The organism is Aquitalea sp. ASV15 (genome assembly GCF_016429115.1).
In the GTDB taxonomy this organism is placed as follows: Bacteria; Pseudomonadota; Gammaproteobacteria; order Burkholderiales; family Chromobacteriaceae; genus Aquitalea; species Aquitalea magnusonii.
The window spans coordinates 15852-37010 of sequence record NZ_JAELTZ010000017.1; the positions used below are offsets into that span (position 1 = coordinate 15852).

24 protein-coding genes are annotated in these 21159 nt (G+C 59.3%); 14 read left to right on the top strand and 10 right to left on the bottom strand.

The window, feature by feature from the left end:
* Positions 1 to 169 precede the first annotated feature (169 nt).
* From smpB to JHD64_RS09615, 6 genes are all read left to right on the top strand, one after another.
* On the top strand, positions 170 to 625 hold the full coding sequence (gene smpB, locus JHD64_RS09590; protein WP_059284871.1) for an SsrA-binding protein SmpB: 456 nt from the start codon (positions 170 to 172) through the stop codon (positions 623 to 625).
* Positions 622 to 978 (top strand): hypothetical protein, encoded by a 357-nt coding sequence (locus JHD64_RS09595; RefSeq protein WP_199053090.1) that lies wholly within the window; start codon positions 622 to 624, stop codon positions 976 to 978. The genes smpB and JHD64_RS09595 overlap by 4 nt, the downstream gene beginning before the upstream one ends.
* A 65-nt stretch (positions 979 to 1043) precedes the next feature.
* Entirely contained in the window at positions 1044 to 2621 is a 1578-nt protein-coding gene (gene guaA, locus JHD64_RS09600) for a glutamine-hydrolyzing GMP synthase (RefSeq protein WP_059284873.1), read from the top strand.
* A gap of 33 nt (positions 2622 to 2654) precedes the next feature.
* On the top strand, positions 2655 to 2924 hold the full coding sequence (locus JHD64_RS09605; protein ID WP_199053091.1) for a hypothetical protein: 270 nt from the start codon (positions 2655 to 2657) through the stop codon (positions 2922 to 2924).
* A 192-nt stretch (positions 2925 to 3116) separates the two neighbouring features.
* Positions 3117 to 4430, top strand: coding sequence for a hypothetical protein (locus JHD64_RS09610; RefSeq protein WP_059286282.1), 1314 nt, complete (start codon positions 3117 to 3119; stop codon positions 4428 to 4430).
* Between the two features lie 224 nt (positions 4431 to 4654).
* Positions 4655 to 5497 carry a hypothetical protein gene (locus JHD64_RS09615; RefSeq protein WP_059286283.1) on the top strand — a complete coding sequence of 281 codons (843 nt, stop codon included), beginning with the start codon at positions 4655 to 4657 and terminating at the stop codon, positions 5495 to 5497.
* A gap of 570 nt (positions 5498 to 6067) precedes the next feature.
* Here JHD64_RS09615 and JHD64_RS09620 read toward each other — a convergent pair.
* Both JHD64_RS09620 and JHD64_RS09625 read right to left on the bottom strand, forming a co-directional pair.
* Positions 6068 to 7774 (bottom strand): amidase, encoded by a 1707-nt coding sequence (locus JHD64_RS09620; protein WP_199053092.1) that lies wholly within the window; start codon positions 7772 to 7774, stop codon positions 6068 to 6070.
* Positions 7775 to 7957: 183 nt separating this feature from the next.
* Positions 7958 to 8872 carry a LysR family transcriptional regulator gene (locus JHD64_RS09625; protein ID WP_199053093.1) on the bottom strand — a complete coding sequence of 305 codons (915 nt, stop codon included), beginning with the start codon at positions 8870 to 8872 and terminating at the stop codon, positions 7958 to 7960.
* Between the two features lie 196 nt (positions 8873 to 9068).
* Between JHD64_RS09625 and aguA the strand changes: the two genes are divergently transcribed.
* Positions 9069 to 10175 (top strand): agmatine deiminase, encoded by a 1107-nt coding sequence (aguA, locus tag JHD64_RS09630; RefSeq protein ID WP_199053094.1) that lies wholly within the window; start codon positions 9069 to 9071, stop codon positions 10173 to 10175.
* 100 nt (positions 10176 to 10275) lie between these two features.
* Here the strand turns inward: aguA and JHD64_RS09635 are convergent, their stop codons facing one another.
* The 3 genes from JHD64_RS09635 to JHD64_RS09645 form a co-directional block, all read right to left on the bottom strand.
* Positions 10276 to 10701, bottom strand: coding sequence for a hypothetical protein (locus JHD64_RS09635; RefSeq protein WP_199053095.1), 426 nt, complete (start codon positions 10699 to 10701; stop codon positions 10276 to 10278).
* 404 nt (positions 10702 to 11105) lie between these two features.
* Positions 11106 to 11399, bottom strand: a complete 294-nt coding sequence (locus tag JHD64_RS09640; RefSeq protein ID WP_199053096.1) for a hypothetical protein — start codon at positions 11397 to 11399, stop codon at positions 11106 to 11108.
* Positions 11400 to 11451: 52 nt separating this feature from the next.
* Complete coding sequence (locus JHD64_RS09645) at positions 11452 to 12000, bottom strand: NAD(P)H-dependent oxidoreductase (RefSeq protein ID WP_059286295.1); 549 nt, start codon at positions 11998 to 12000, stop codon at positions 11452 to 11454.
* 170 nt (positions 12001 to 12170) lie between these two features.
* Here JHD64_RS09645 and JHD64_RS09650 point away from each other — a divergent pair, with 170 nt between their 5' ends.
* On the top strand, positions 12171 to 13124 hold the full coding sequence (locus JHD64_RS09650) for a LysR family transcriptional regulator (RefSeq protein ID WP_199053097.1): 954 nt from the start codon (positions 12171 to 12173) through the stop codon (positions 13122 to 13124).
* 76 nt (positions 13125 to 13200) lie between these two features.
* Here the strand turns inward: JHD64_RS09650 and JHD64_RS09655 are convergent, their stop codons facing one another.
* The gene (locus JHD64_RS09655) at positions 13201 to 13977 is read right to left on the bottom strand and encodes an ABC transporter substrate-binding protein (protein WP_199053098.1); all 777 of its coding nucleotides are present in this window, start codon (positions 13975 to 13977) and stop codon (positions 13201 to 13203) included.
* 355 nt (positions 13978 to 14332) lie between these two features.
* A complete protein-coding gene (locus JHD64_RS09660) occupies positions 14333 to 15091 on the bottom strand; it encodes a glycosyltransferase family 2 protein (RefSeq protein ID WP_199053099.1) in 759 nt (252 codons plus the stop codon).
* Positions 15092 to 15533: 442 nt separating this feature from the next.
* Between JHD64_RS09660 and JHD64_RS09665 the strand changes: the two genes are divergently transcribed.
* Genes JHD64_RS09665 through JHD64_RS09675 form a run of 3 tightly spaced genes read left to right on the top strand, consistent with a single transcriptional unit; the run spans position 15534 to position 16529 of the window.
* Entirely contained in the window at positions 15534 to 15848 is a 315-nt protein-coding gene (locus tag JHD64_RS09665) for a YqjD family protein (RefSeq protein ID WP_059286289.1), read from the top strand.
* 14 nt (positions 15849 to 15862) lie between these two features.
* Complete coding sequence (locus tag JHD64_RS09670) at positions 15863 to 16249, top strand: phage holin family protein (protein WP_059286290.1); 387 nt, start codon at positions 15863 to 15865, stop codon at positions 16247 to 16249.
* 1 nt (position 16250) lies between these two features.
* A complete protein-coding gene (locus JHD64_RS09675; RefSeq protein ID WP_059286291.1) occupies positions 16251 to 16529 on the top strand; it encodes a hypothetical protein in 279 nt (92 codons plus the stop codon).
* Positions 16530 to 16574: 45 nt separating this feature from the next.
* On the opposite strand, the gene JHD64_RS09680 is transcribed toward JHD64_RS09675, so the two are convergent.
* Positions 16575 to 17507 (bottom strand): hypothetical protein, encoded by a 933-nt coding sequence (locus JHD64_RS09680; protein ID WP_199053100.1) that lies wholly within the window; start codon positions 17505 to 17507, stop codon positions 16575 to 16577.
* 154 nt (positions 17508 to 17661) lie between these two features.
* On the opposite strand from JHD64_RS09680, the gene tadA reads away from it, so the two are divergent.
* From tadA to JHD64_RS09695, 3 genes are read left to right on the top strand one after another with little or no spacing between them, the layout of a single operon-like run.
* Complete coding sequence (gene tadA / locus JHD64_RS09685) at positions 17662 to 18387, top strand: tRNA adenosine(34) deaminase TadA (protein WP_199053133.1); 726 nt, start codon at positions 17662 to 17664, stop codon at positions 18385 to 18387.
* Position 18388: 1 nt separating this feature from the next.
* Complete coding sequence (locus JHD64_RS09690) at positions 18389 to 19036, top strand: L,D-transpeptidase (RefSeq protein ID WP_199053101.1); 648 nt, start codon at positions 18389 to 18391, stop codon at positions 19034 to 19036.
* 5 nt (positions 19037 to 19041) lie between these two features.
* Complete coding sequence (locus JHD64_RS09695; protein ID WP_059286732.1) at positions 19042 to 19458, top strand: DUF2721 domain-containing protein; 417 nt, start codon at positions 19042 to 19044, stop codon at positions 19456 to 19458.
* A 49-nt stretch (positions 19459 to 19507) separates the two neighbouring features.
* Here JHD64_RS09695 and JHD64_RS09700 read toward each other — a convergent pair whose 3' ends face one another.
* Both JHD64_RS09700 and JHD64_RS09705 read right to left on the bottom strand, forming a co-directional pair.
* Positions 19508 to 20260 (bottom strand): class I SAM-dependent methyltransferase, encoded by a 753-nt coding sequence (locus JHD64_RS09700; protein WP_199053102.1) that lies wholly within the window; start codon positions 20258 to 20260, stop codon positions 19508 to 19510.
* 277 nt (positions 20261 to 20537) lie between these two features.
* Positions 20538 to 21008, bottom strand: a complete 471-nt coding sequence (locus tag JHD64_RS09705; protein ID WP_199053103.1) for a YaiI/YqxD family protein — start codon at positions 21006 to 21008, stop codon at positions 20538 to 20540.
* Positions 21009 to 21159 lie beyond the last annotated feature (151 nt).

Here is a 21159-nt window from a genome sequence, read left to right on the forward strand (position 1 = left end):
CACATTGTGCAAAATGGTTCAAGCTGGCAAGTTTACCAAAAGCCGCCCCGGCTGTCCGTGCCCGTCCCGCCACCGATTTCAAGCTGCTGATTTTCAGGAATTTTGGCCTGGCCGCAGCTTCTGGTAGAATGGCGGATTCCCTTTTCAAAGCCACGGAAAACTCAGGCTCATGAGCATCATCCAGAACCGCAAAGCCTTCCATGATTATTTCATCGAGGAAGAACTCGAGGCCGGGCTTGTGCTGGAAGGGTGGGAAGTCAAGGCCATACGCGCCGGACGCATCCAGCTCAAGGAAAGCTATATCGACTGGAAGAACGGTGCCTTCTGGCTGATCGGCTGCCACATCACCGCGCTGCAGTCGGCCTCCACCCATGTCAAGCCAGACCCGGTACGCCCGCGCAAGCTCTTGATGTCCCAATCGCAGATGAACCGCTTCATCGGCAAGGTGGAACGCGCCGGCTACACCATGATGGCGCTGGACCTGCACTACAGCAAAGGCAATATCAAGGCCCAGGTTGGCCTGGCCAAGGGCAAGAAGCTGCATGACAAGCGCGATACGGAAAAAGACCGTGAATGGCAGCGCGAGAAGCAGCGCTTCATGAAAAACCAGCGAGGTGGCGCATGAAAAAGAGCGCCGCCCTGCCCATTGCACTGATCTGCCTGGGTTCGGTGTGGTTTCTCAAGAGCACCGCCCTGCTGCCGAACACCTCCACCCTGCTTTCGCTGATACTGGCAGCGGCAGGGTGTCTATTATTGATCATCGACGGCTTCAACAAATCCACCCTGGTCAGCAGCCCCTTGCTGATTTACGCCGGAGCGGCCATCTATCTGCGCGACAACCTGGGCTTGCAATTCAGCCACCTGTTGTCGCTGGGCATGGTGGTGATGGGCTTGTTGATGCTGCTGGCACGCAGTGACCGCATTCCGGAGCGCAGCCGAGGCTGGCGCGCCTTGCAGGACAATCAGGACCAACCCTGAAACCGCATACTCTTTACCCATTGAACGACAGGCCTTCGGGCCAACGGAACCTTTCAAGGACAGGCATGGACAAGATCCTCATTCTCGACTTCGGCTCTCAAGTTACCCAGTTGATTGCCCGCCGCGTACGCGAAGCTCACGTCTACTGTGAGCTTCATTCGTTTGACATGCCGATTGAAGAAATCCGTGCATTCGGCCCCAAGGCCATCATTCTGTCCGGCGGCCCCAACTCGGTGTACGAATCGGACTACCAGGCCGACCCGGCCCTGTTCGAACTGGGCATCCCGGTACTGGGCATCTGCTACGGCATGCAGTTCATGGCGCAAAGCCTGGGCGGCAAGGTGGAAGCCGGTGACAAGCGCGAATTCGGCTACGCCCAGATCCAGGCCCGCCACCACTCCAAGCTGCTGGAGGGCCTTCAGGATCACATTGACGACGCCGGCAATGGTTTCCTGGATGTGTGGATGAGCCATGGCGACAAGGTGACTGCCCTGCCGCAAGGCTTCCACGTCATCGCCGAAACCCCGTCCTGCCCGATTGCCGCCATGGCGGATGAAGACCGTGGCTACTACGGCGTGCAGTTCCACCCGGAAGTGACCCACACCAAGCGCGGCACCGAAATGATCCATCGTTTCGTGCTGCACGTGGCGGCTTGCAAGCCCAGCTGGACCATGCCCAACTACATCGACGAAGCGGTGAAGAAAATCCGCGAGCAAGTGGGCGATGAAGAAGTCATCCTCGGCCTGTCCGGCGGCGTGGACAGCTCGGTCGCTGCCGCGCTGATCCATCGCGCCATCGGCCCGCAACTGACCTGCGTCTTCGTCGACCACGGCTTGTTGCGCCTGAACGAAGGCAAGATGGTGATGGAAATGTTTGCGCAGAACCTGGGCGTTAAGGTCATCCACGTGGATGCCACCGAACAGTTCATGAGCAAACTGGCCGGCGAAACCGATCCGGAAAAGAAGCGCAAGATCATCGGCGGCGAGTTCGTGGAAGTATTCCAGGCTGAATCCAACAAGCTGACCAATGCCAAGTGGCTGGCACAGGGCACCATCTACCCGGACGTGATCGAGTCCGCCGGTGCCAAGACCAAGAAGGCTCACACCATCAAGAGCCACCACAATGTGGGCGGCCTGCCGGAAGACATGAACCTCAAGCTGCTGGAACCGCTGCGCGAGCTGTTCAAGGACGAAGTCCGTCAACTGGGCGTGGCGCTGGGCCTGCCGCATGACATGGTATACCGCCACCCCTTCCCGGGCCCGGGCCTGGGTGTGCGTATTCTGGGTGAAGTGAAGATGGAATATGCCGACCTGCTGCGCCAGGCCGACGCCATCTTCATCGAAGAACTACGCAATACCGTGGACGAGAAAACCGGCAAGAACTGGTACGACCTCACCAGCCAGGCCTTTGCCGTGTTCCTGCCGGTGAAATCGGTAGGCGTAATGGGCGATGGCCGCACTTACGACTACGTGGTGGCCCTGCGTGCCGTGGTCACCAGCGACTTCATGACCGCCCACTGGGCCGAACTGCCCTACTCCCTCTTGGGCCGCGCCTCCAACCGCATCATCAACGAAGTACGCGGCATCAACCGCGTGGTTTACGATGTGTCGGGCAAACCGCCGGCAACGATTGAGTGGGAATGATTCCACGTTAAGCAATGACTGGCAGTTGCTAGCATGCAACACCCCCGAAGCCCGCGTCACAGCGGGCTTTTTGCATTTTCTGTCTGGCAACATCTGGCACGATTTGGCACCAGCAAGCAGCTATTTTTCACCTCGCTATCGCACGGTTTGGGCCAAGACATGATCATTCTGGCCGAAGTGTTCGCCCATATCGCACCGACACGCAAGCTTCTCATTGCGTATGCCGATCCGGAACTTGTGACTAAAATCCTGAAGCGTGCGGCCATGCCACCGGCCGATCCCGTACAATCTCCCGGCAACTAGACTTTGTATAGGATTTTTAATGGCATCGACTGGCACTGCTGAACATCAGACTTGTTTCTTTTGCGAAGTGACCATCTATGAGAGCTTCTGCATCGGCGGCATTCATAGCCGTATTGAAAGCAATCCGCCGAAGGTAGGGCTGATCGTGGTCCAACAGGCTGATTGCTATGCGGCGGGATCGGAGCCATCGGCATGATCTACCAGAGACGAGCTCTTCAGCGCCGCCTCAATGAGCTTCGCGAAGTACTTGATGATGAGGAGGTCAGCAAACTAGCTGAACGTCTCAACCGGGCCGGCAGGGACCGGGTAGCCGCAATGTGGGAATTGGTTGTGTTTCACGGTCTATCGAAATGCGGCCACCTCAAGAGCGAGGTTCCTCTGGCGTCTGGGAGACGACCGGACATCCATTTCGAGCATGATGGGCTACGATTGATCGCCGATGTGACAGCAATCTGCGATGAAAGTCTCGACAAAGACAACCCCTATCGCGAACTGATCCAACTAATCGAAGCAGCCAAGAACAAGCTCAAGCTGCCTACCGGAGGTCTCGATCTACGCATCCGAGCCAAGCACGAGAATACCAAGCGAGGAAAAAAGACCACCCTCCTGTTACCTCCCAGGGAGAAATTGCAGACATTCGTTTCTCAAACAATCGTTCCGCAGCTACGCGAGCAGATAGCCGCAGGGACATCACCTCTGCGCATAGTAATTGATGACCACGATGCTGATCTGGACATCATTATTAATCCGACAAAGTCACCTTACAATTCTGCCGGCTTCGCCGCCTATGACGTACCCCAGATCAAAGATCAGAATCCTCTCTATAAAGCACTCAAGAGCAAGGCCGATCAGCTCCGTGGCGCGCTGGGTATCACCGGCGTCATTGTAGGGGATGGTGACTGCTGCATTCTCTCAGATCGCTCACTAGGCTGGGGGGAGGTGTCAGCCAAGCAAATTATCGATGAGTTCTTCAGGCAATATTCATCCGTCGATTTCGTTCTGCTCCTAAGCGTCCGTGAAAGCCGCCTTGGCTGGGCTCCTTACCCACCTCCTGTTCGGCAGAACCATCCAAGTTTGTTTATTAGGGAGGGCTGTAACACCAGCTCCGAATTAAATACTCTGTTCCAGTCGATGATAGGGCACTTCCCGAAGCCCGCGATGATGCCCGTCAACGGCGCACTTCGGGCTCGCGAAGACGATTACGGCCTCGGTCATCACGGAGGATATTCTATGGTGGGATCAAGCGTAGTGCGCCTCGGCCTGCGCGAGTTTACGGAGATCTTCGCGGGTCTGCGTTCACTTCAGGGCAATGGCGCCAAGTATGTCGAAGCAGCACAGAAACTACCTCAGGAACCGAACCACTTGCAGGCTATCGTGTTGCGCAATCTGATGGAAGGCCGCCTGCCGGAGTCGATCGAGATCATCAAGACCGGCGAGGAGGATAACGACAACTGGGTCGAAATCCACTTCGGTGAAATCGACCCCGCCATCGCTCCTCTCCGGTAAAGCTACTCGGCTTGTCGGACTTGGGGCTCAGCAAGCAGCTGTGGCGTTAATCGTTAGAGACCTCGGGACTTGCCGCCCCGGCCTACTCACCCTAACCACCCAATGCCCTAAGCTGGTGAAGTGTAGTGTTCACGCCATGGCTAGAAAGTTCGGGACGTGAAATAGTAAGTGGCGACAAGCTCTGAAAACAGAGCAGAGCAGTAGAGATATAGAGAGGAGTGCGAATGGCTGATGAGCTGATCTTGGACTATGAAGACTTGTACCTGCTTCACCGGCACTACATCAACTTGACCTGCATTGACTCTGGTGTGGCAGCGATCAAGGAAAATGGCGGCAAGCCGAAGCGCTACAACTTCAGCGCCTTCGTCGTGAACGTTGAGGGCGTGGCCTTGGCGATCACCGCAGGTCACATCTTCTCGGACCTGAAGCAAGCCATCACTGCTGGTGCGAAGCTGTCCGACTGGGCTATAGATGATTCCATGACCAGCGACCATGGGTTCCCCGCCTATCCAATCGACGTCAACTTGGAGCGTGACGTAGTCTTCTTTGACGAAGATGGTCTCGACTACGGCGCTTACCTGCTGGATCCGATGGCATTGAGGGCTCTTAATCAGAGCGGCATCGTGCCAATCGAAGAGGCTCAATGGAACGCAGAAGATCTGCCGGACTTTCCATTCTGGACGCTCATCGGATTGCCGACCCAATTCGCGACGCTTAGGCATGCTGGGCCGTCGATCAAGAACCATGTGACGGTACATGTGACTTCGCTGCACGATCGCCCCACCGGCTTGAAAGACATGAAGCATCCTCGGCTTTTCGCGCGAGTTGAATTCGAATCCGTAGCAGAGTGGGGGCGCCACTTCGATATCGGGGGCATGAGCGGTGGGCCGATTTTCGGAACACGTACGCCCCCGCAAGGAAGCAGCTACGATTACCGATTGATCGGAATCCAGAGCAGTTGGGACGAGCGAGAGAACGTTGCTATGTGTGCAGCACAGCCCTTTTTACGCGCGTTGGTTGGCTTGGTGAGATCGGTGCACGGCTGCGGTGGCAAGTCTACAGAATAAATTTAGCGCCTTGCCTAATAAATGAGCGCAGCATGAAAGTTACCGATCATGCTATCTCTCATGGCACTAAAATATTTACACTACACAAGCCATTTTTTTGCAATGAATTTTTGTTCTTATTAAGAATAAAGTGGGAATAAAATCAGTTTAATATCAACTGCTTATACAACACTCAATCAGTTTTTTTTGAGTGCTAAGGTTTTGAAAAATTTTGCTCTAAACCGCTTGGCTGACCAAGCTGCCTGGACAGGATTTGGACAGCAAACCTGCCATCAAAAGCCCGGGAAACCGGGCTTTTTTTGGTCTTCACGGATTAACGGGAAACACAGCGTTGATCTTCAGAAAGACATACCCGCGCTCCCGGTAGCCGCAGGCCATCCACGGCATGACTTTGATGCGCGTGCAGGCGTCTTGCCAGCCGTTTCGCCAGTTGCCCCAAGGCCGGCGACGGCGGTGAACCGATCTTGGGCGACGGCCAAAAGCGGGGCCAGCCATCTTTGCCAGCAGCATCCGCCAGCGGCGATGAGGAAGACTGGGGAGGCACCAGCCTTCATCTGCGCCAGCTGGCGCTCACTGACCCAGCGGCGGCGTGCGCGGCGGAATCATCCGTCGGCTGCCGGTGGCCTCGAATGCACTGGCAAAACGCAGTAGCGCGTTGTCGTCGTAAGCACGTCCGGCAAAGGTCAGGCCCACCGGCATGCCGATATCGGCCATCACGCCCATCGGCACGGTCACCGTGGGTACGCCCAGGTGACGGATGGCGAGGTTGCCATTGGCCACCCACACCCCGTTGCTCCAGGCGATATCGGCGGAAGCCGGGTTGACGTCGGCATCGGCCGGGCCCACGTCGGCCACGGTGGGAAACAGCACCGCGTCCAGCCTGAGTTCGTCCATCCAGTCTTCCAGGTCCATCTTGCGGATTTTCTCCAGGCCACGCAGGCCGTCCGGCACGCTGGCAATCTGGTCGAAGGACTTCAGTCCGCGCTTGGCCATGTTGACATACTCTTCCATGCCGGCTGCCAGATCGCCCTCGCGGTTGGGCAGGGTGCCGGGGTCGTGCGGGAAGATTTGCGGGCCATCCACGTCTGCCAGCTTGTTGAGCTTGGGGTCGCCGTTGGCACGCAGGAATTCATCGAAAGCCCAGCCGGACAATTCCCATAATTCATCGTGCAGGAAGTCCGGCGGCAAGATGCCGCGATTGGCCACGGTGGGTGCGCCGGGCCGGTCGCCTTCACAGTTGGACACCAGCGGGAAATCCACCTCAATCACTTCTGCACCGGCGGCTTCCAGCGCCTGGCGCGCGGCTTCCCACAAATCAATCACTGACGCACGGGTATGGATGCGCTGGCCGGTGGGGCCGCCGATGCCGGGCGCAGCACTGGTGCCGGCCAGTTCGTCCTTGTTGATATACATGCGTGGCACGCCAAAGCGTTTGCCTTTGAGCGTTTCGGGCCGGGACAGCAGGGCCGGATAGGCTGCCGGTCGCACGCTGGAGGCTTTGGGAATTGCCACCCAGGGTTGCAGGCGCCACAAATCGCCACGGGTGACCGGGTCGTCGGCCACGATGATGTCCAGCACTTCCAGCAGGTCGGCCATGGTGCGGGCATAGGGCACCACCACGTCCATGGTGGGGGTCAGCGGCCAGTTGCCACGTACAGAAATCACCCCGCGCGACGGGGTATAGGCACACAGGCCGTTATTGGACGCCGGGCCACGGCCGCTAGACCAGGTTTCTTCCGCCATGCCGAAGGCGGCGAAGCTGGCGGCGGTGGCAGTACCGGCCCCGTTGGACGAGCCAGAGGCAAACGGTGCGGTCAGGTAGTTGGCGTTATAAGGGCTTTCGGCGCGGCCATAACAGCCACGCTGCATGCCGCCATTGGCCATCGGCGGCATATTGGTCTTGCCCAGGCAAATGGCACCGGCGGCGCGCAGGCGGGAAATGGTGAAGGCATCGTGCTGGGACACCAGCTCTTTGAAGGCCGGGCTGCCCGAAGCAGCAGTCAGCCCCTTCACCAGATAGCTGTCCTTGGCGGTGTAGGGAATGCCGTCCAGCGGGCCCAGCGTTTCACCACGGGCGCGGCGTGCATCGGAGGCCTCGGCCTCGCGCATGGCTTCCGGATTGGGCACCACCACTGCATTGAGCCTGGTCTCGGTAGCTGGGCCATCGTAGGCCGCTATCCGTGCCAGATAAGCCTTGACCAGTTCCACCGCAGTGGTACGCCCGGATTCGAGCGCGGCACGCAGCTGGGCAATGGATAGCTCGGTAACCTCGATCATGCTACACCCTCCACTAAGAAGACGGATTTCATTCCCATCACGCCGACAGCCTTGCACCAAGCGCAGGCATGGGCGATGACGCAATATGGCGGCTAATCTACAAGAGACTGGCTCATGCGGGAAAATGATTCATTTTGATATACCCATTCATGCGACGAATACTGCTCCATCGCTACCGTGCAGCTAGTCGGTCGTTTCAATCAGGCTGCGCATCAAGCCACGCAGCCACAGCAGCGCCGGGTTGCTGTCCTGCACCGGATGCCAGATGCAGTTGAGGTGATAGCCAGGTAACTCCTCCGGCAGCGCCACCATCTTCAGCGGCCAGTAACCCGCCATCATCGCCGCCACTTTCTTGGGCAGGATGAACAGGTGATCGGTATGGCTGACAATGGCCGCCGCCGCCATATAGCTTTGGCTGTGTACCGAAATCTTGCGCTGCAAGCCGCGCGCGGCCAGAAAGTCATCCATCGGCGAACCCAGATTGCCCAGCGGCGCATGGAAGACATGCGGCAAGGCAATCAGGTCGGCCAGGGTCAGCCGGTCGCTCTGGAAGGGGTGGTCGGCACGCAAGATGCCGGTCAAGGGCTCGTTCAGCCAGGTTTCCCGGCACAGATAGCCGGGAATCTTCATGTATTCGTCAAAACCCAGCAGGAAATCGATTTCCCCGTCGGCCAGCGCCAGTTCCGGCATCTCCTCGCGCAGGATGGTGATGTCGATATGGACATTGGGGGCTTCCACCGCCAGCTTTTTCACCAGCGGCGGAATCAGCACGCACTCCACGTAATCCGTGGTGCACAGGGTGAAGCGGCGCGTCGAAGTGGCCGGGTCAAAGGCTTCGGGCTGGCTGAAGTGGCTTTGCAACAGGCTAAGCGCCTGATGCACGCCCTGTTGCAGATAGAGCGCCTTTTGCGTGGGCTGCATGCCATGTGGCGAGCGCACCAAGAGCGGGTCGTTAAAGAAGGCCCGCAAGCGGTTGAGCGAGTGACTCATCGCCGGCTGGCTGACAAACAGTTTCTCCGCCGCCCGCGTGACACTGCGCAGGCTGACCAGGGCATCCAGCGCCAGCAGCAGGTTCAGGTCCAGCTGATGCAATTTCACATCATTCACCGTATTTATGAAAGTATTCGTATTGTTCATTTGCTGAATAGTTTGCCTCTGCCTAGACTGCGTCTGTCAATCATTTCCTCGTGCATGGCAGACAAAACCGGCTGACGTGTCGCACCGCCGGACTGCACTGCAGCTGCACGATGTCCTGAATACTTCCGATGGCATCAATCAATGCATGGTGATCTCAATGAACAGCACAACGCACACTAGCCTGCCTGCCGCCGACGGCTTTCACATGCCGGCCGAATGGGCCCCGCAACAGGCGGTATGGATGATCTGGCCGCAGCGCCCGGACAACTGGCGCCATGCCGGACGTGAGGCCCAGCAGACTTTTGCCGCCATCGCCAAGGCCATTGCCGCAGCCACGCCGGTGTTCATGGCCGTGCCGCAAGAATGCATGACCGCAGCCCGTGCCGTGATGCCAGCCGAAGTGACGCTGGTGGAAATGAACAGCGATGACTGCTGGATGCGCGACAGCGGCCCCACCGTGGTGATCGACCAGGCAGGCAAGGTGCGGGGCGTGGACTGGCAGTTCAATGCCTGGGGCGGCTTCAACGGTGGCCTGTACCACCCGTGGGACCAGGACAGCGCCGTGGCCAGCCAGGTATTGGCCCACCATGGCTTTGACCGCTACGCCGCGCCGCTGGTGCTGGAAGGCGGCTCGATTCATGTCGACGGTGAAGGCACGCTGATGACCACCGCCGAGTGCCTGCTCAACCCCAACCGCAATCCGCATTTGTCCAAACAGCAGATTGAAGCCTTGCTGTCCGACTACCTGGGTGTCACGCATTTCATCTGGCTGCCGGAAGGCGTGTTCATGGATGAAACCGACGGCCACATCGACAATATGTGCTGTTTTGCCCGTCCGGGTGAGGTGATCCTGCACTGGGTGGACGACGAAAACGACCCGCAATACCCGCGTTCGCAGGCCGCTTTCGAAGTGCTGTCGCAAGCGCGCGACGCCAAGGGCCGCCCGTTGAAGATCCACAAGATGCTGTCACCCGGCCCCTTGTACTACAGCGCAGAAGAAACCGCCGGCGTGGTAGCCAGCGGTCAGGCTGTTCCGCGTGAAGTGGGCGAGCGCATGGCGGCGTCCTATGTCAATTTCCTGATCAGCAACGGCCAGATCATCTACCCGCTGCTGGATGCACGTACTGATGAGGCAGCCGCCAGCCGCCTGCAGGAAATCTTCCCGGAATACCGCATTGTCGGCGTACCGGCGCGTGAAGTGCTGCTGGGCGGTGGCAACATCCACTGCATCACCCAGCAGATTCCGGCAGGCCAGGCCGGCTAACAAGCTGCTGCCCTACCCGGCAGGCGGGCGCATGCCGGCCTCTGCCTCTCACCACCCGTGGTGCCGCTGTTCACCCGCCCATGGGTGGCATTACCCCGCATTATCCTGTGTCATCCAGGCAGGGTAATTGGGAGAGCATTTCGTCAAATGCCGCGTCGTACAGGTATCCTCGTGGCAGCTCCAGACGCCTGATCGGTCCGTCATCGAGAATAAACTCGTAATAGCCGGTGCCATCGAAACTGGTGTTGCGATAAGCACGGACATGCTTTAACAAGATGGCTTTCTTGCTTAATCCGTTACTGATCATCAAGACGCTTCCGTCATAGCGGACCCAGGAGTTGCACGACACCAGGGCGGCAAGCAGCGCGACGGGCAGCATGACTGCCGGCAGGACAAAGTCACCGGCGTGATTGCCATTGGCGGCCCAATACGGCAATAGCCCGAGTGCCAGGCAAAGCATGCCTAATCCGGACAGCAGCACGCGAAACCAGATGGGGGGTCGATAAGTGCGTGGCGTAAGCAGCATGGAGGCTCCCTGCAATGGCAACTGGTCACACGATGACCGGGCAACAAGCGGCTGGCTGAGCCGGCTTTACCGCCCCCCGCCAGCGTGTCGCGCCTCATCCAGCAGCCAGCAAGGGGCAAGACTGCTCATGGTGCGGGCTGCAGGATAGCTTGATGTCCAAGTCAGATATTGCACTTTACCGGTAAACAGGCAAGAACACGCATGCTGATGGCTTAAAAAACCAATACAGGCTAGATGTTTTTCCTGTGCAGTCATTTGCTGCATTTCCGGGCCATCCTGCTGAGCGCTGGGTGACCGCGACACCTTCCCTCTCCCCCCTCTCCCTCTCCCTCCATCTCCCCTGCCACCTGGCCCCTGGGCCGCCAGCGCAAGAGCTGGCTGACGGCCGGCGCAGCCTTACTCGATCAGGTCTTGGCGAACAACAATTCCCAGTTGGTCATCGGACCCAGCGGAATGATGTCCCAGCCAATCAGGCCGACCCTGGCCAGGGGAAAGTCCATCAACAGGGTGCGGGCCGCTTCCACCGAATCGGCTTCGGCCATGATGGCCACGCCGGGGCGGTCCTGGCGGAAATAGATGTCGCGGATGAAACCGGACTTGTACAAATCCCAGCCGTGGCGCACTTCATCCAGCATATGGGGGCCGTATTGCTCCAGGCTGGCCTGGGGATTGGGGATATCGAGGCAAAGCAGTTTCATAGGGGTGACTCCAGTACAGTGAATGGCACAGAACCGTTGCGACGATCACGGTTCAGGCCGCGACAGCCTGTGCCAGTGGCGCGCTCAGGCAGGCGCGCAGGGCCTGCTGGAAAGCGGCGAGCTTGTCGCCGCTGGCACCCATGGCCTCGTAGAAGGCCAGCGGTTCGGCATAGGACATGCCCACGTACAGCGCACTGGCCTTCATCGGGGTCAGCACTTCGTGCACGCTGCTCTGGATCAGCCCGGCAGCTGAATAGGTATGTGCCGTGGCACCGGCCGACACCACCACCTGCATTTGCTTGCCCTGCAGCGCCTTGCCTTCGGGGCCGAACGCCCAGCCATAGCTCCAGACCTGGTTGAGATAGGCCTTGAGCATTGGCGTCAGGTTGAACCAGTGCATGGGAAACAGGTACACCACGCGCTCGACGCCCTCGTGCGCTTGTTGTTCCGCGGCGATATCAAAGGCGGTGGTGTCATGGCCATACAGGGTTTCCAGATTGCGTACCGTCACATTCGGCAGTGCGGCGGCGGTTTGCTGCAGGGCCTGGATGACCTGCGACTGTTCGGGATAGGGATGGGAGACGATCAACAGTGTTTTCATGGGTTTTCCAATATGCAGTGGAATGAAAAGTGGCCCCATGTCCAGCATGGCAGCCCGTGTAGAGTGCATTCTGGCTGGATTCATTATTGAACAGAACGACGCAACGGGTTTAGGATTAATCAACCCAAGGTTGTCAATTCGACTGAATCTGCCAATGGAAAACGCTATTCATGGACTCCTCACAGCGCGTACGCGCCATCCTGTCCTTTGTCCATGCCGCTGATGCCGGCAGCTTTGCTGCCGGAGCCCGTGCGCTGGGCATTTCTTCTGCCGCGGTGAGCAAGAACATTGCCGGGCTGGAAAGGGCATTGGGCGTGCGGCTGATGAATCGCACCACGCGCAGCCTCAAGCTCACCGAAGAAGGCGATGCGTTTTTGCGGCAGGCACGGGTGGCGCTGGAGGCGCTGGACCTGGCGACCGAGGCAGTGATTTCACAACGCGCCACCCCCACCGGACGGGTACGCCTCTCCACCAGCGCCGGCTTTGGCCGTGCGCAGCTGGCACCGGTATTGCCCGGCTTGCTGCAGCGCTATCCCGGTTTGGCCGTCGAGGTTGATTTTGATGACCGGGTGATCGATCTGATCCAGGAGGGCTACGACATCGCCTTGCGTGGCGGGCACATCGCCGATTCCTCGCTGGTCTCGCGCACTGTGTGTCAGTTCCAGCTGGTGCTGGCCGCTTCGCCGGCCTATCTCGAGGCCTTCGGTATTCCGGCCAGCCCCGCGGAGCTGGCCCAACACCGGCTACTGACCCGGCGCTTTCTCGGTGGGCGGGTTTCACCGTGGAATTTCATGGCGGCCGACGGCAGCATCACCACGCTGAATACGGAAAGTGCAGCCATGACCCTGTCTTCACCGGAAACCCTGACCCAGATGGCGCTGTCAGGGGCGGGTATCGCAGAAATCGGCGTGCATCATGCCTGGCAATACCTGCAAGGCGGGGAACTACGGCTGCTGCTGCTAGGCTGGCATCACCCCGGCAATTTTGCCATGACGCTGCAGTATCCGCACCGCGCCCTGATGGCCCCACGGGTAAGGGTTACCGTGGAATATTTGCTGGAGGCTTTTGCCGCCATGGAGGAACTGCATATTCCACGCTCGGCACTGGCGGCATACGCGGCCTGAACAAGCAAACTGGCGCCACCAGTGGGTGCCAGAACCGGACAGCATCAGCCGGCGGCAACGGGCAGCCGCTCCCGGTTCAATGGCAGCCGGCAGACAACAGGCCATAGCGGCCGGCCAGGCGAGACATGCTGCCATCGCGACACATCGACAGCAGCACCTGATTGAATGCATCCAGCGTCCCCGGCTGCAGACGGCTGCGGGTAAAACCAAACAGATAGGAAATGGACTTTATCGTGGCCAGCTGGTGCACGGTGGACAGTCCATCGTGCTGGATCCAGTAACGGGCGATGTCGGCATTGGAGAAAGCCACGGCCGTGGCACCGTAGCGGCCGGCAGCCAGCTTGTGCAGCACGGTCTGCGGATCAGGCTCCACCTGCTCGGTCACCCCCGCCACCCCCTGCAGCAACTGTTCGCCATTGACTTGCGAAAGCGATGGCCCGTATACCGCCAGCACATGGCCGGACAGGTCTGCCGGCTGCCGGTAGCGCAGCGGATTGCCATTCAGCACATACAGGCCATAGCTGCTAAGCAGCACCGGCAGCGAAAGCTCCATCACCGCGCGCCTTTCCGCTACATCCTGCACCAATAGCAAGCCGTCGGCTTCGCCCAGGCTGATGGTACGCAAGGCGCGCTTCCACACCATCGCCCGCACTTCGCAACGCCATTCCAGCCGCCGGCAAGCCTCCTGCAGGATTTCCACCTGGGCACCACCCAGCTTGTCGCCACCCGCATCCTCGATGATGGGGGGAAAGATTTGTGTGACAAACAACAAGCTACGCGGCAGCGCATCGATGGCCGTGCTGATGCACATTAGCGCAAGCGGCAACAGTATTCTGGGCAGACTCGGCACCATCGCTGTCTCCTGACTTTTTCGCCAGTATAGCCACTGATTTGCACGGCAGAATGAGTGCTCGGGACCGCTGTACATGCCGGGTAGCACTGCGCAAGACAATGAACAAGGAGGGTTGCTGTCTGTCACGCCCAGGAACAGCCACTCGCAACCCACAAACCATGCACTGTACTTCGGGAGGGAGAAATGTGGGCAGCGCTCTGGCTTTCATCAGCATCCGGCGCTGGCAGACAATTGCAGAGCCAGCCGGCCTGTACAAGCGCAACAAGCTGCGGTCAGCCTTAATCAGACCACGACAAATCGCCAAGCCTGCTGGATGAGCGACACAGGAGCTGTCCGACCTGGGCGGGGAGCACCATTACTGCGGCTCGACACGGCGCAAGGCCAGCGCTTTCCGGTATTTCAGATGGGCAAATCGGGCGGCGTAAATGCCCAACACCAGTCCTACCCATCCATCCTTCCAATTGCCGCTGCGCAAATACCATTTGAAAAAGGCACCAACCGGACTGGTCCACTGGCGCAGGGCAAAGTGCTTGCGGTTTCGCATCCGGGCCAGGTCCTGTGCATCAAGGCTGGTATACATCGCCAGCTTGCGGGCTATTTCGGCATGCGAGTGAAAGGTTTGATGCTTGAGCGGCAGCTCTAGCCTGCCGCAGCTGCGATAACCGGTAAAGTCCTCATGAACCGCCTGGGCTGACAGACCTACCCGCTGTTTGTTGATGATGCGAATCGGATAATCAGGGCAGCCAACCGGGTACAAGGCATGAACCTGCTTGCCCATGACAATCCAGTCACGCTGAACCGCATAGGCCTCATGCTGGAACCCTTGCTGCTGCAACTGCCGGAGATGATTGATCAGCTCAGCAGAAGGAATTTCGTCGCTATCCAGAAAAAATACGTAATCATGACGGCATTCGCGCTGGGCAAACTCACGCTGCTGACGAAAATCATCAAAGCGGCGGTACACCACTCTGGCACCACACTGCTGTGCGATCGCCAGTGTCTGATCGCTACTCCCGCTATCAACCACCAGCAAATCATCGGTCAGCCCGGCCACGGCACTCAAAATTTCTTTCAGGTAGCGCTCACTATTGAAAGTCAGCACATAGATCGACAATGGTGTCATTACTTATTCCGCCCCTGCTAATTCATTTTGAATTACTTATGTTTTTTGTATTGCTATTCAATTTCAAGAAAGCCGGCTTATCGGCTTTGTCTACGCTGAAGAACAGCCGACATGGCTACTATTCCTGACACATGGAATTCGACAGTATGCCAATGGCGAAAAGCATTATCCTGATTTGCAGCAAATCAAACAAATCATATCTATGTCGTTTGCTCACTCTTCCTACCCCTGTGCACTTCCACCGGCTGGCGATGGCCGACTCCATCCGGCAAGCTGGTGTTGTTGCACTACAGCAAATGTTTGACCGAGAGCATTTGACGCGCCTCATGCCGGCTGTTACGGTCAACAGGCATACGCGGAAGATGGGAACCATTCTTTTAGCATCGTGGTCCGACACCGTTTACCCGCCTCAACTTTAGCCAAGGAGATCGCCATGTCCGATGCCGCACTCAATCAGGAAAAAGAACAACTGCTGGAAGATGTACGCCAGGTTTTGTCCAGTACCGAAGATTTGCTTGGCGCCGCAAGCGATGAAGGTGGAGAAAAGGGTCGCGAGCTGCGCAAGCGCCTGGGCGAGAACATCAAGCTGGCCAAGGCCCGCCTGCTGGAAGCCGAGAAGCTTGTGGTCGGCAAGGCCAAGGTAGCCGCCAGGGCAACCGACGACTACGTGCATGAAAATCCGTGGAAATCCATCGGTATCGCTGCCGGCGTGGGCTTTCTGCTGGGCATGCTGGTTTCGCGCCGCTGAGGCGGATTGACTGAATGAGCGATTCCCCACGCCAGACACCTCGCCCGGGCAGCATCCGCTCGCTGCTGGGCGGGGTGTTTTCCTTGTTGCTGACCCGGTTCGAGCTGTTCCTGCTGGAAGCGGAAGAGCACAAGGACAATCTGCTGTTCAGCCTGCTGCTTGGCGGGCTGGCGCTGATTTTGCTGCTGATCGGCCTGTTGAGTGCGCTCTTGCTGGTGCTGGTACTGACGCCGGCAGCCTACCGCCCAGCCCTCCTGTCCTGCCTGACACTGGCCAGTGTGCTGGGCGCAGCCGGCTTGCTGTGGCAACTGCGCCGACGCGCATACCGCAGCCGCGCACCATTTGCAGATACGGTTGCCGAGGTCCGCAAGGACTGGGACAGCCTGAGTGGGAGGCGCTGAGATGTCACCACAGGATCGTGCCCTGAAAAAGCAGCTGCTGCTGATGAAAGGCGAAGTGCTGCGTGTAAAGCTGAAGCTGGAAATCGACAGCCTGCGTCAACGCCCGCTCGGCTTGGCCGGCGAGGGCTTCAAGGCTTTTTCGAGCAGCAGCGCGCTGGGAAAACTGGTCAATACCCTGGCCGCCATACTGCCTTCGGAATCACTGCGCCAGTGGTTGCGCCGGGCATCCCGGCTCTTCCTGCTATGGAAGGTGCTCAGCAAGTTCTGGCCCGCTCGCTGAGCGCCACGACCAAGCGGCCCATGCCGCTTTTTTGTTGGCTGACAATCAGGCATGCTGACTGATCGTGCCGCTGTCGATACTGGCGGCTGCGCCCCCCGCATCCGTCAGCTGAATGGTCAGCTGGCTCTCGCCCTCGGCACTATCGCTGCCACCATGCAGCATATTGTCAATAGCCGCCATATCCTTGTCGCCAGCATCCAGCAGCTTTTTCAGGCCATCATCCTGCGCTTGCAGATTGCGCTGTTTCAGCCATTGCTGAATCGACTTGATGCTGTTGATCAGCGACTGCAATTCCGCATTGCCATTCAGCCCGGAAGCGCCACCCGCCAGCGCAATACCGCTGCCGGCCAGGCTGCTGCCAACACTCGCGGCATCGCTTGCCGGTGTGCTGCCAGCGGTGCTGGCATCCTGCGGACTGTTTGCCGTTGTCGCTGCGTCGGATGTCGTGGCTGACGTAGCAGCCTGTTGCCCGGCATCGCTGCCACTGCTGGCGCTGGCAGTGTCCGTCGCTGCCGCTGCCGGATTACCCGACAGGGTAGTCACCAGGCTTTGCTGCTGATCGTTGCCGGTGGCGCTGGCCACCATCTGGCGCAGTTCGGCACTGATCTGTTTCAGCTGCATGGCTATCGAGCGCAACCCACCCTTGTCCTTGCCCACCAGCACCATCATCTGCCGCAGGTTCTTGATGCGCTCCTTCAGCATTTCCATGCGGCTGCCATCCAGTTGCTGGCTCTGGCTACGCTGACTGCGGGCGGCGGACTGCTTGAGCAAACTGGCCTGTTGCTGCTGCCACTTGTTCAACGCCTGTTGCAGTGACTGATTGACGGCCTGTCTGGCCAGGTTGGGCTGAAACACGGGCAGGGTGGCAGCCCCGACAGACTGCGTGGTCTCGACACTGGCGGCGGCGGGCTGGCCGGGCAAGCTGGCAGGCGCTTCGGGCGGGCTGGGCAGGGTGGTATATAACTGGATGGAGCTCATGTCATTGGCCACGGCAAGGCTATCTTCATATGAATTTATCGGCAGTTTCCCGCAATTCTTTAAAGCTAACGGTACAAGTGCAGCCGGCAATGCCGTTAAAATGTCAGCCTGATCCACCGCCAGCATGATGCCAATGCCCTCTTCCCCTTCCGACCTGCTGGGCACCCCGCCCCTGCCCCCTGCCGCAGTGCAATGGCTGCGCGACCTTGGCATTGCCAAGCGGGAACAACTGCGGCAACAGGGCAGCGTCGCCACTTTTCTGCAGCTGAAAGCCGGCGGCCATACCGTGACCACGCGCCTGCTGTTCGCACTGGAGGCGGCGGCGCGCGGTGTGCACTGGTCGCAGCTGAGCGATGCCGACAAGCAGCACTTGCGCCAGCAACTGGCGGCACACCCGCCGGTGGCGCTGCTACCGGCACCGGCCGATATCGAGCATTTCATGCGGCAGGCCATGCTGCAGGCCGAGCTGGCCGCCGCCCAGGGCGAAGTACCGGTTGGCGCGGTGGTGGTGAAAGACGGCCAGATCATCGGCCGCGGCTTCAACCAGCCAGTTGGCAGCCACGACCCGTCAGCCCATGCCGAAATGCAGGCGCTGCGGGCGGCTGCCATGCATGAGGGTAATTACCGACTGGACGGCTGCGACCTGTATGTCACACTGGAGCCTTGCGCCATGTGCAGCGGTGCCATTTTGCATGCGCGGCTGGCACGGGTGATTTACGGTGCGCGCGAAGCAAAAACCGGTGCCGCCGGCAGCGTGACCGATCTGTTTGCCTTGCGCCAGCTGAATCACCACACCGCGGTGTGGGGGGGCTATCTGGCCGAAGCCTGTGCGGCCCAGCTGGCGAGCTTCTTCCGCCAACGCCGCTCGCGGGAGTCCTAGCATGACCCGGCTGTCGTTGACCATGATCGTGCTGTATGGCCTGCTGGCCTGGCCGCGTGCCGCCACTGCGGCGGAGGCGGAGGATGCCGCCGGCTTTGTCCTGCAATCGGAACAGGATGCGCCCTTGCAAGCCACCCGCGCCAATCTGCGCCATTACGGCCAGCCCTGGATTCTGGTCGGCATACGCAGCCAGTCGCTCAGCCTGTTTGACGAGTGGGGCCGGCAGCAACAGCACTATGTGGTCTCCACGGCCAGGCGCGGTGCCGGCGAACAGGTCAACAGCTACCAGACGCCACGCGGCTGGCACCATGTGTGCGACAAGCTGGGCGCCGGGGCAGAGGAAAACACCATCATTTTTCGCCGCCGCGTCACGCCGTGGAAATACACGGCGGAATTGCACCAGCAATATCCCGACAAGGACTGGATTCTCACCCGCATCCTGTGGCTGTGCGGTGATGAACCCGGCAAGAACCAGGGCGGCGATGTCGACAGCCATGACCGCGCCATCTACATTCACGGGGCCGGCGAGCATGTCGCCTGGGGCAGCCCCACTTCGCTGGGTTGCGTACGAATGAAAAACCCGGACATTATCCAGCTGTTTGAGCAGACGCCAAACGGCATCGACGTTTTGATAGACGAGAATTCCTGACCACCATGCACGCAGCTCTCAACCTGACCACGCCAGCACTGCTGTTTCCCGCCATTTCCCTGCTGTTGCTCGCCTATACCAATCGTTTTCTCGGTCTGGCCAGCATCATCCGTAATCTGTATACCGATTACAAGGAAGAACAGAATCCCAAGATCCTGCTGCAAATCGGCAATCTGCGTACCCGCATCCAGCTGATCAAATGGATGCAGTTCCTGGGCATCGGCAGCCTGTTCCTGTGCACCATGGCCATGTTCCAGATCTATACCGGCTGGCAACAGCTGGGCGAGCTGTCTTTCGGCATCAGCCTGCTGATGATGATTGCCTCGCTGGCCACCTCGCTGTGGGAGCTGGTGCGCTCGTCCGATGCCCTGAACATCCTGCTGTCGGACCTGGAAGCCGAATCGCACCGCCAGCAGCACTGAGCGGCTGGCCGCCCTGCTCATGAAAAAACCGGCCTGGCCGGTTTGGGAGTCAGGCCGCTTTGCGGCCGGCAATGATGTGCAAGGGCATGCTGACCCGTCGCACAATGGTCGGATCACCCCAGCTGCGGGCCAGGCGCTGGCGGGCATCATTCAGCACATGGTTGCCCAGGCTTTTCACGCACAGCTTGGTGGCCGACCAGGTATGCAGATAGCCCAGCAGCTGCTCGAAATTCCAGTCCATCAGAATCTGGCATTGCGGGCTTGCCACAGCCGGCAGCGTCAGCCCGACATCACGGTAACCATCCCATAGCAGCTGGCTGCAGCTGGACCAGAAGGGCTCGATGACCGCGCGGAAAAAACGCATGGCATCGTCCACCTGCGGATTGACTTGAAACCAGTCATAGCCCCAGGCCGCAAAGACACCGCCGGGCTTGAGCACCCGTTCGAGCTGGGGCCAGAAACGGGGATGGTCGAACCAGTGCAGGGACTGTGCCACCGTCACCAGATCGAATACCGCATCGCCAAAGGGCGGCTGCTCCGCCGCACACTCCAGGTAGAAGATATTGCCAGCGGACTCGGCCGCCTCCAGCTGGCTGTGATTGATATCGCTGGCATCAACGCGGGCAAAGCTGCGCGACAGCTGCACTGCCGCCTGCCCCGTGCCGGTGGCGCAATCCCAGGCACGGTCATGTCCGGCCACTACCGCATGCAGCCAGCGAAACAGGCTGTCCGGGTAGCGCGGTCGGTAGCGTGCGTACTGGTCGGATTGCAGATCAAATGTGGCGATGGCTCGCGTATCCATGATGTGGCTCAAATGAACGCTCTCTCAGGTAAGGAGTGCGCCGGAGCAGTCCGCGTCACCCTTTCATTTTGTACAAAAATGATAATAGCATCAGCAATCCGTACCAATTAAAGTTTATTTATTTTACAAATGTTTATTTAAAACAGCCGGATTTTTCAGCCGGAAATAATAATCAGACAGTTAAATGGCAGCGACGAGCGGCTGCCATCAGGCTTTATCGGCAGCGGCAGGCATCATGCGGCCGCCACCATGCCGGCAGGTGGCGCGGACAAATGGACTAAGGCGTCGGGGAAGCGGGGCGGCGCTGGCGGGCGGCCAGCCATTGGTCCAGCTTGCCGGCAAACTGCTGACGATCTGCCTGGCTGAATGGCGGTGGTCCTCCGCTCTGGATGCCACTGCCACGCAAATTGTCCATGAAGTCGCGTAGTGTCAGCTGGCCTTCGATGGTATCGCTGGAATAGGCTTCCCCACGGAAATTGATGGCCGCGGCCCCTTTGGCCAGTACCTGTGCCGCCAGCGGGATATCGCCGCTCACCAGCAGGTCGCCCTGCTGACATTGCCGGGCGATCTCGGCATCGGCCACGTCAAAGCCCTGCCCCACCACAATGCTGCGGATATGGGGGCTGGCCGGCAAGGCGGGCCGTCGGTTGGCCACAAACACGGCCGGTGTGGCCGTGCGCTGGGCGGCGCGACAGATGATGTCGCGGATCACGGCAGGACAGGCATCGGCATCTACCCAGATGGTCATGATTACGCTTCTTCTAGGGCTGGAGTGCGGCAAGCCTACAACAGTCGCCATGTGTCTGCCCATGGCAATTTGTTAAAGTCGGCGCATTCATTGCCAAGCTAATGGCATAAACCGGCCAAGCCCTCTATAGTAGTGGGGCATGATTTCCCAC

Bases quoted from the DNA above. Each gene is read 5' to 3' on its own strand.
- JHD64_RS09640 (WP_199053096.1), bottom strand. From the start codon at position 11,399: ATGAAACTGCTTTGCCTCGATATCCCCAATCCCCAGGCCAGCCTGGAG.
- JHD64_RS09615 (WP_059286283.1), top strand. From the start codon at position 4,655: ATGGCTGATGAGCTGATCTTGGACTATGAAGACTTGTACCTGCTTCAC.
- JHD64_RS09690 (WP_199053101.1), top strand. From the start codon at position 18,389: ATGACCCGGCTGTCGTTGACCATGATCGTGCTGTATGGCCTGCTGGCC.
- JHD64_RS09650 (WP_199053097.1), top strand. From the start codon at position 12,171: ATGGACTCCTCACAGCGCGTACGCGCCATCCTGTCCTTTGTCCATGCC.
- JHD64_RS09665 (WP_059286289.1), top strand. From the start codon at position 15,534: ATGTCCGATGCCGCACTCAATCAGGAAAAAGAACAACTGCTGGAAGAT.
- JHD64_RS09670 (WP_059286290.1), top strand. From the start codon at position 15,863: ATGAGCGATTCCCCACGCCAGACACCTCGCCCGGGCAGCATCCGCTCG.
- JHD64_RS09595 (WP_199053090.1), top strand. From the start codon at position 622: ATGAAAAAGAGCGCCGCCCTGCCCATTGCACTGATCTGCCTGGGTTCG.
- JHD64_RS09680 (WP_199053100.1), bottom strand. From the start codon at position 17,507: ATGAGCTCCATCCAGTTATATACCACCCTGCCCAGCCCGCCCGAAGCG.
- JHD64_RS09655 (WP_199053098.1), bottom strand. From the start codon at position 13,977: ATGGTGCCGAGTCTGCCCAGAATACTGTTGCCGCTTGCGCTAATGTGC.
- JHD64_RS09620 (WP_199053092.1), bottom strand. From the start codon at position 7,774: ATGATCGAGGTTACCGAGCTATCCATTGCCCAGCTGCGTGCCGCGCTC.
- JHD64_RS09700 (WP_199053102.1), bottom strand. From the start codon at position 20,260: ATGGATACGCGAGCCATCGCCACATTTGATCTGCAATCCGACCAGTAC.
- JHD64_RS09635 (WP_199053095.1), bottom strand. From the start codon at position 10,701: ATGCTGCTTACGCCACGCACTTATCGACCCCCCATCTGGTTTCGCGTG.
- aguA (WP_199053094.1), top strand. From the start codon at position 9,069: ATGAACAGCACAACGCACACTAGCCTGCCTGCCGCCGACGGCTTTCAC.
- JHD64_RS09605 (WP_199053091.1), top strand. From the start codon at position 2,655: ATGCAACACCCCCGAAGCCCGCGTCACAGCGGGCTTTTTGCATTTTCT.
- JHD64_RS09610 (WP_059286282.1), top strand. From the start codon at position 3,117: ATGATCTACCAGAGACGAGCTCTTCAGCGCCGCCTCAATGAGCTTCGC.
- JHD64_RS09705 (WP_199053103.1), bottom strand. From the start codon at position 21,008: ATGACCATCTGGGTAGATGCCGATGCCTGTCCTGCCGTGATCCGCGAC.
- guaA (WP_059284873.1), top strand. From the start codon at position 1,044: ATGGACAAGATCCTCATTCTCGACTTCGGCTCTCAAGTTACCCAGTTG.
- JHD64_RS09675 (WP_059286291.1), top strand. From the start codon at position 16,251: ATGTCACCACAGGATCGTGCCCTGAAAAAGCAGCTGCTGCTGATGAAA.
- JHD64_RS09695 (WP_059286732.1), top strand. From the start codon at position 19,042: ATGCACGCAGCTCTCAACCTGACCACGCCAGCACTGCTGTTTCCCGCC.
- smpB (WP_059284871.1), top strand. From the start codon at position 170: ATGAGCATCATCCAGAACCGCAAAGCCTTCCATGATTATTTCATCGAG.
- JHD64_RS09645 (WP_059286295.1), bottom strand. From the start codon at position 12,000: ATGAAAACACTGTTGATCGTCTCCCATCCCTATCCCGAACAGTCGCAG.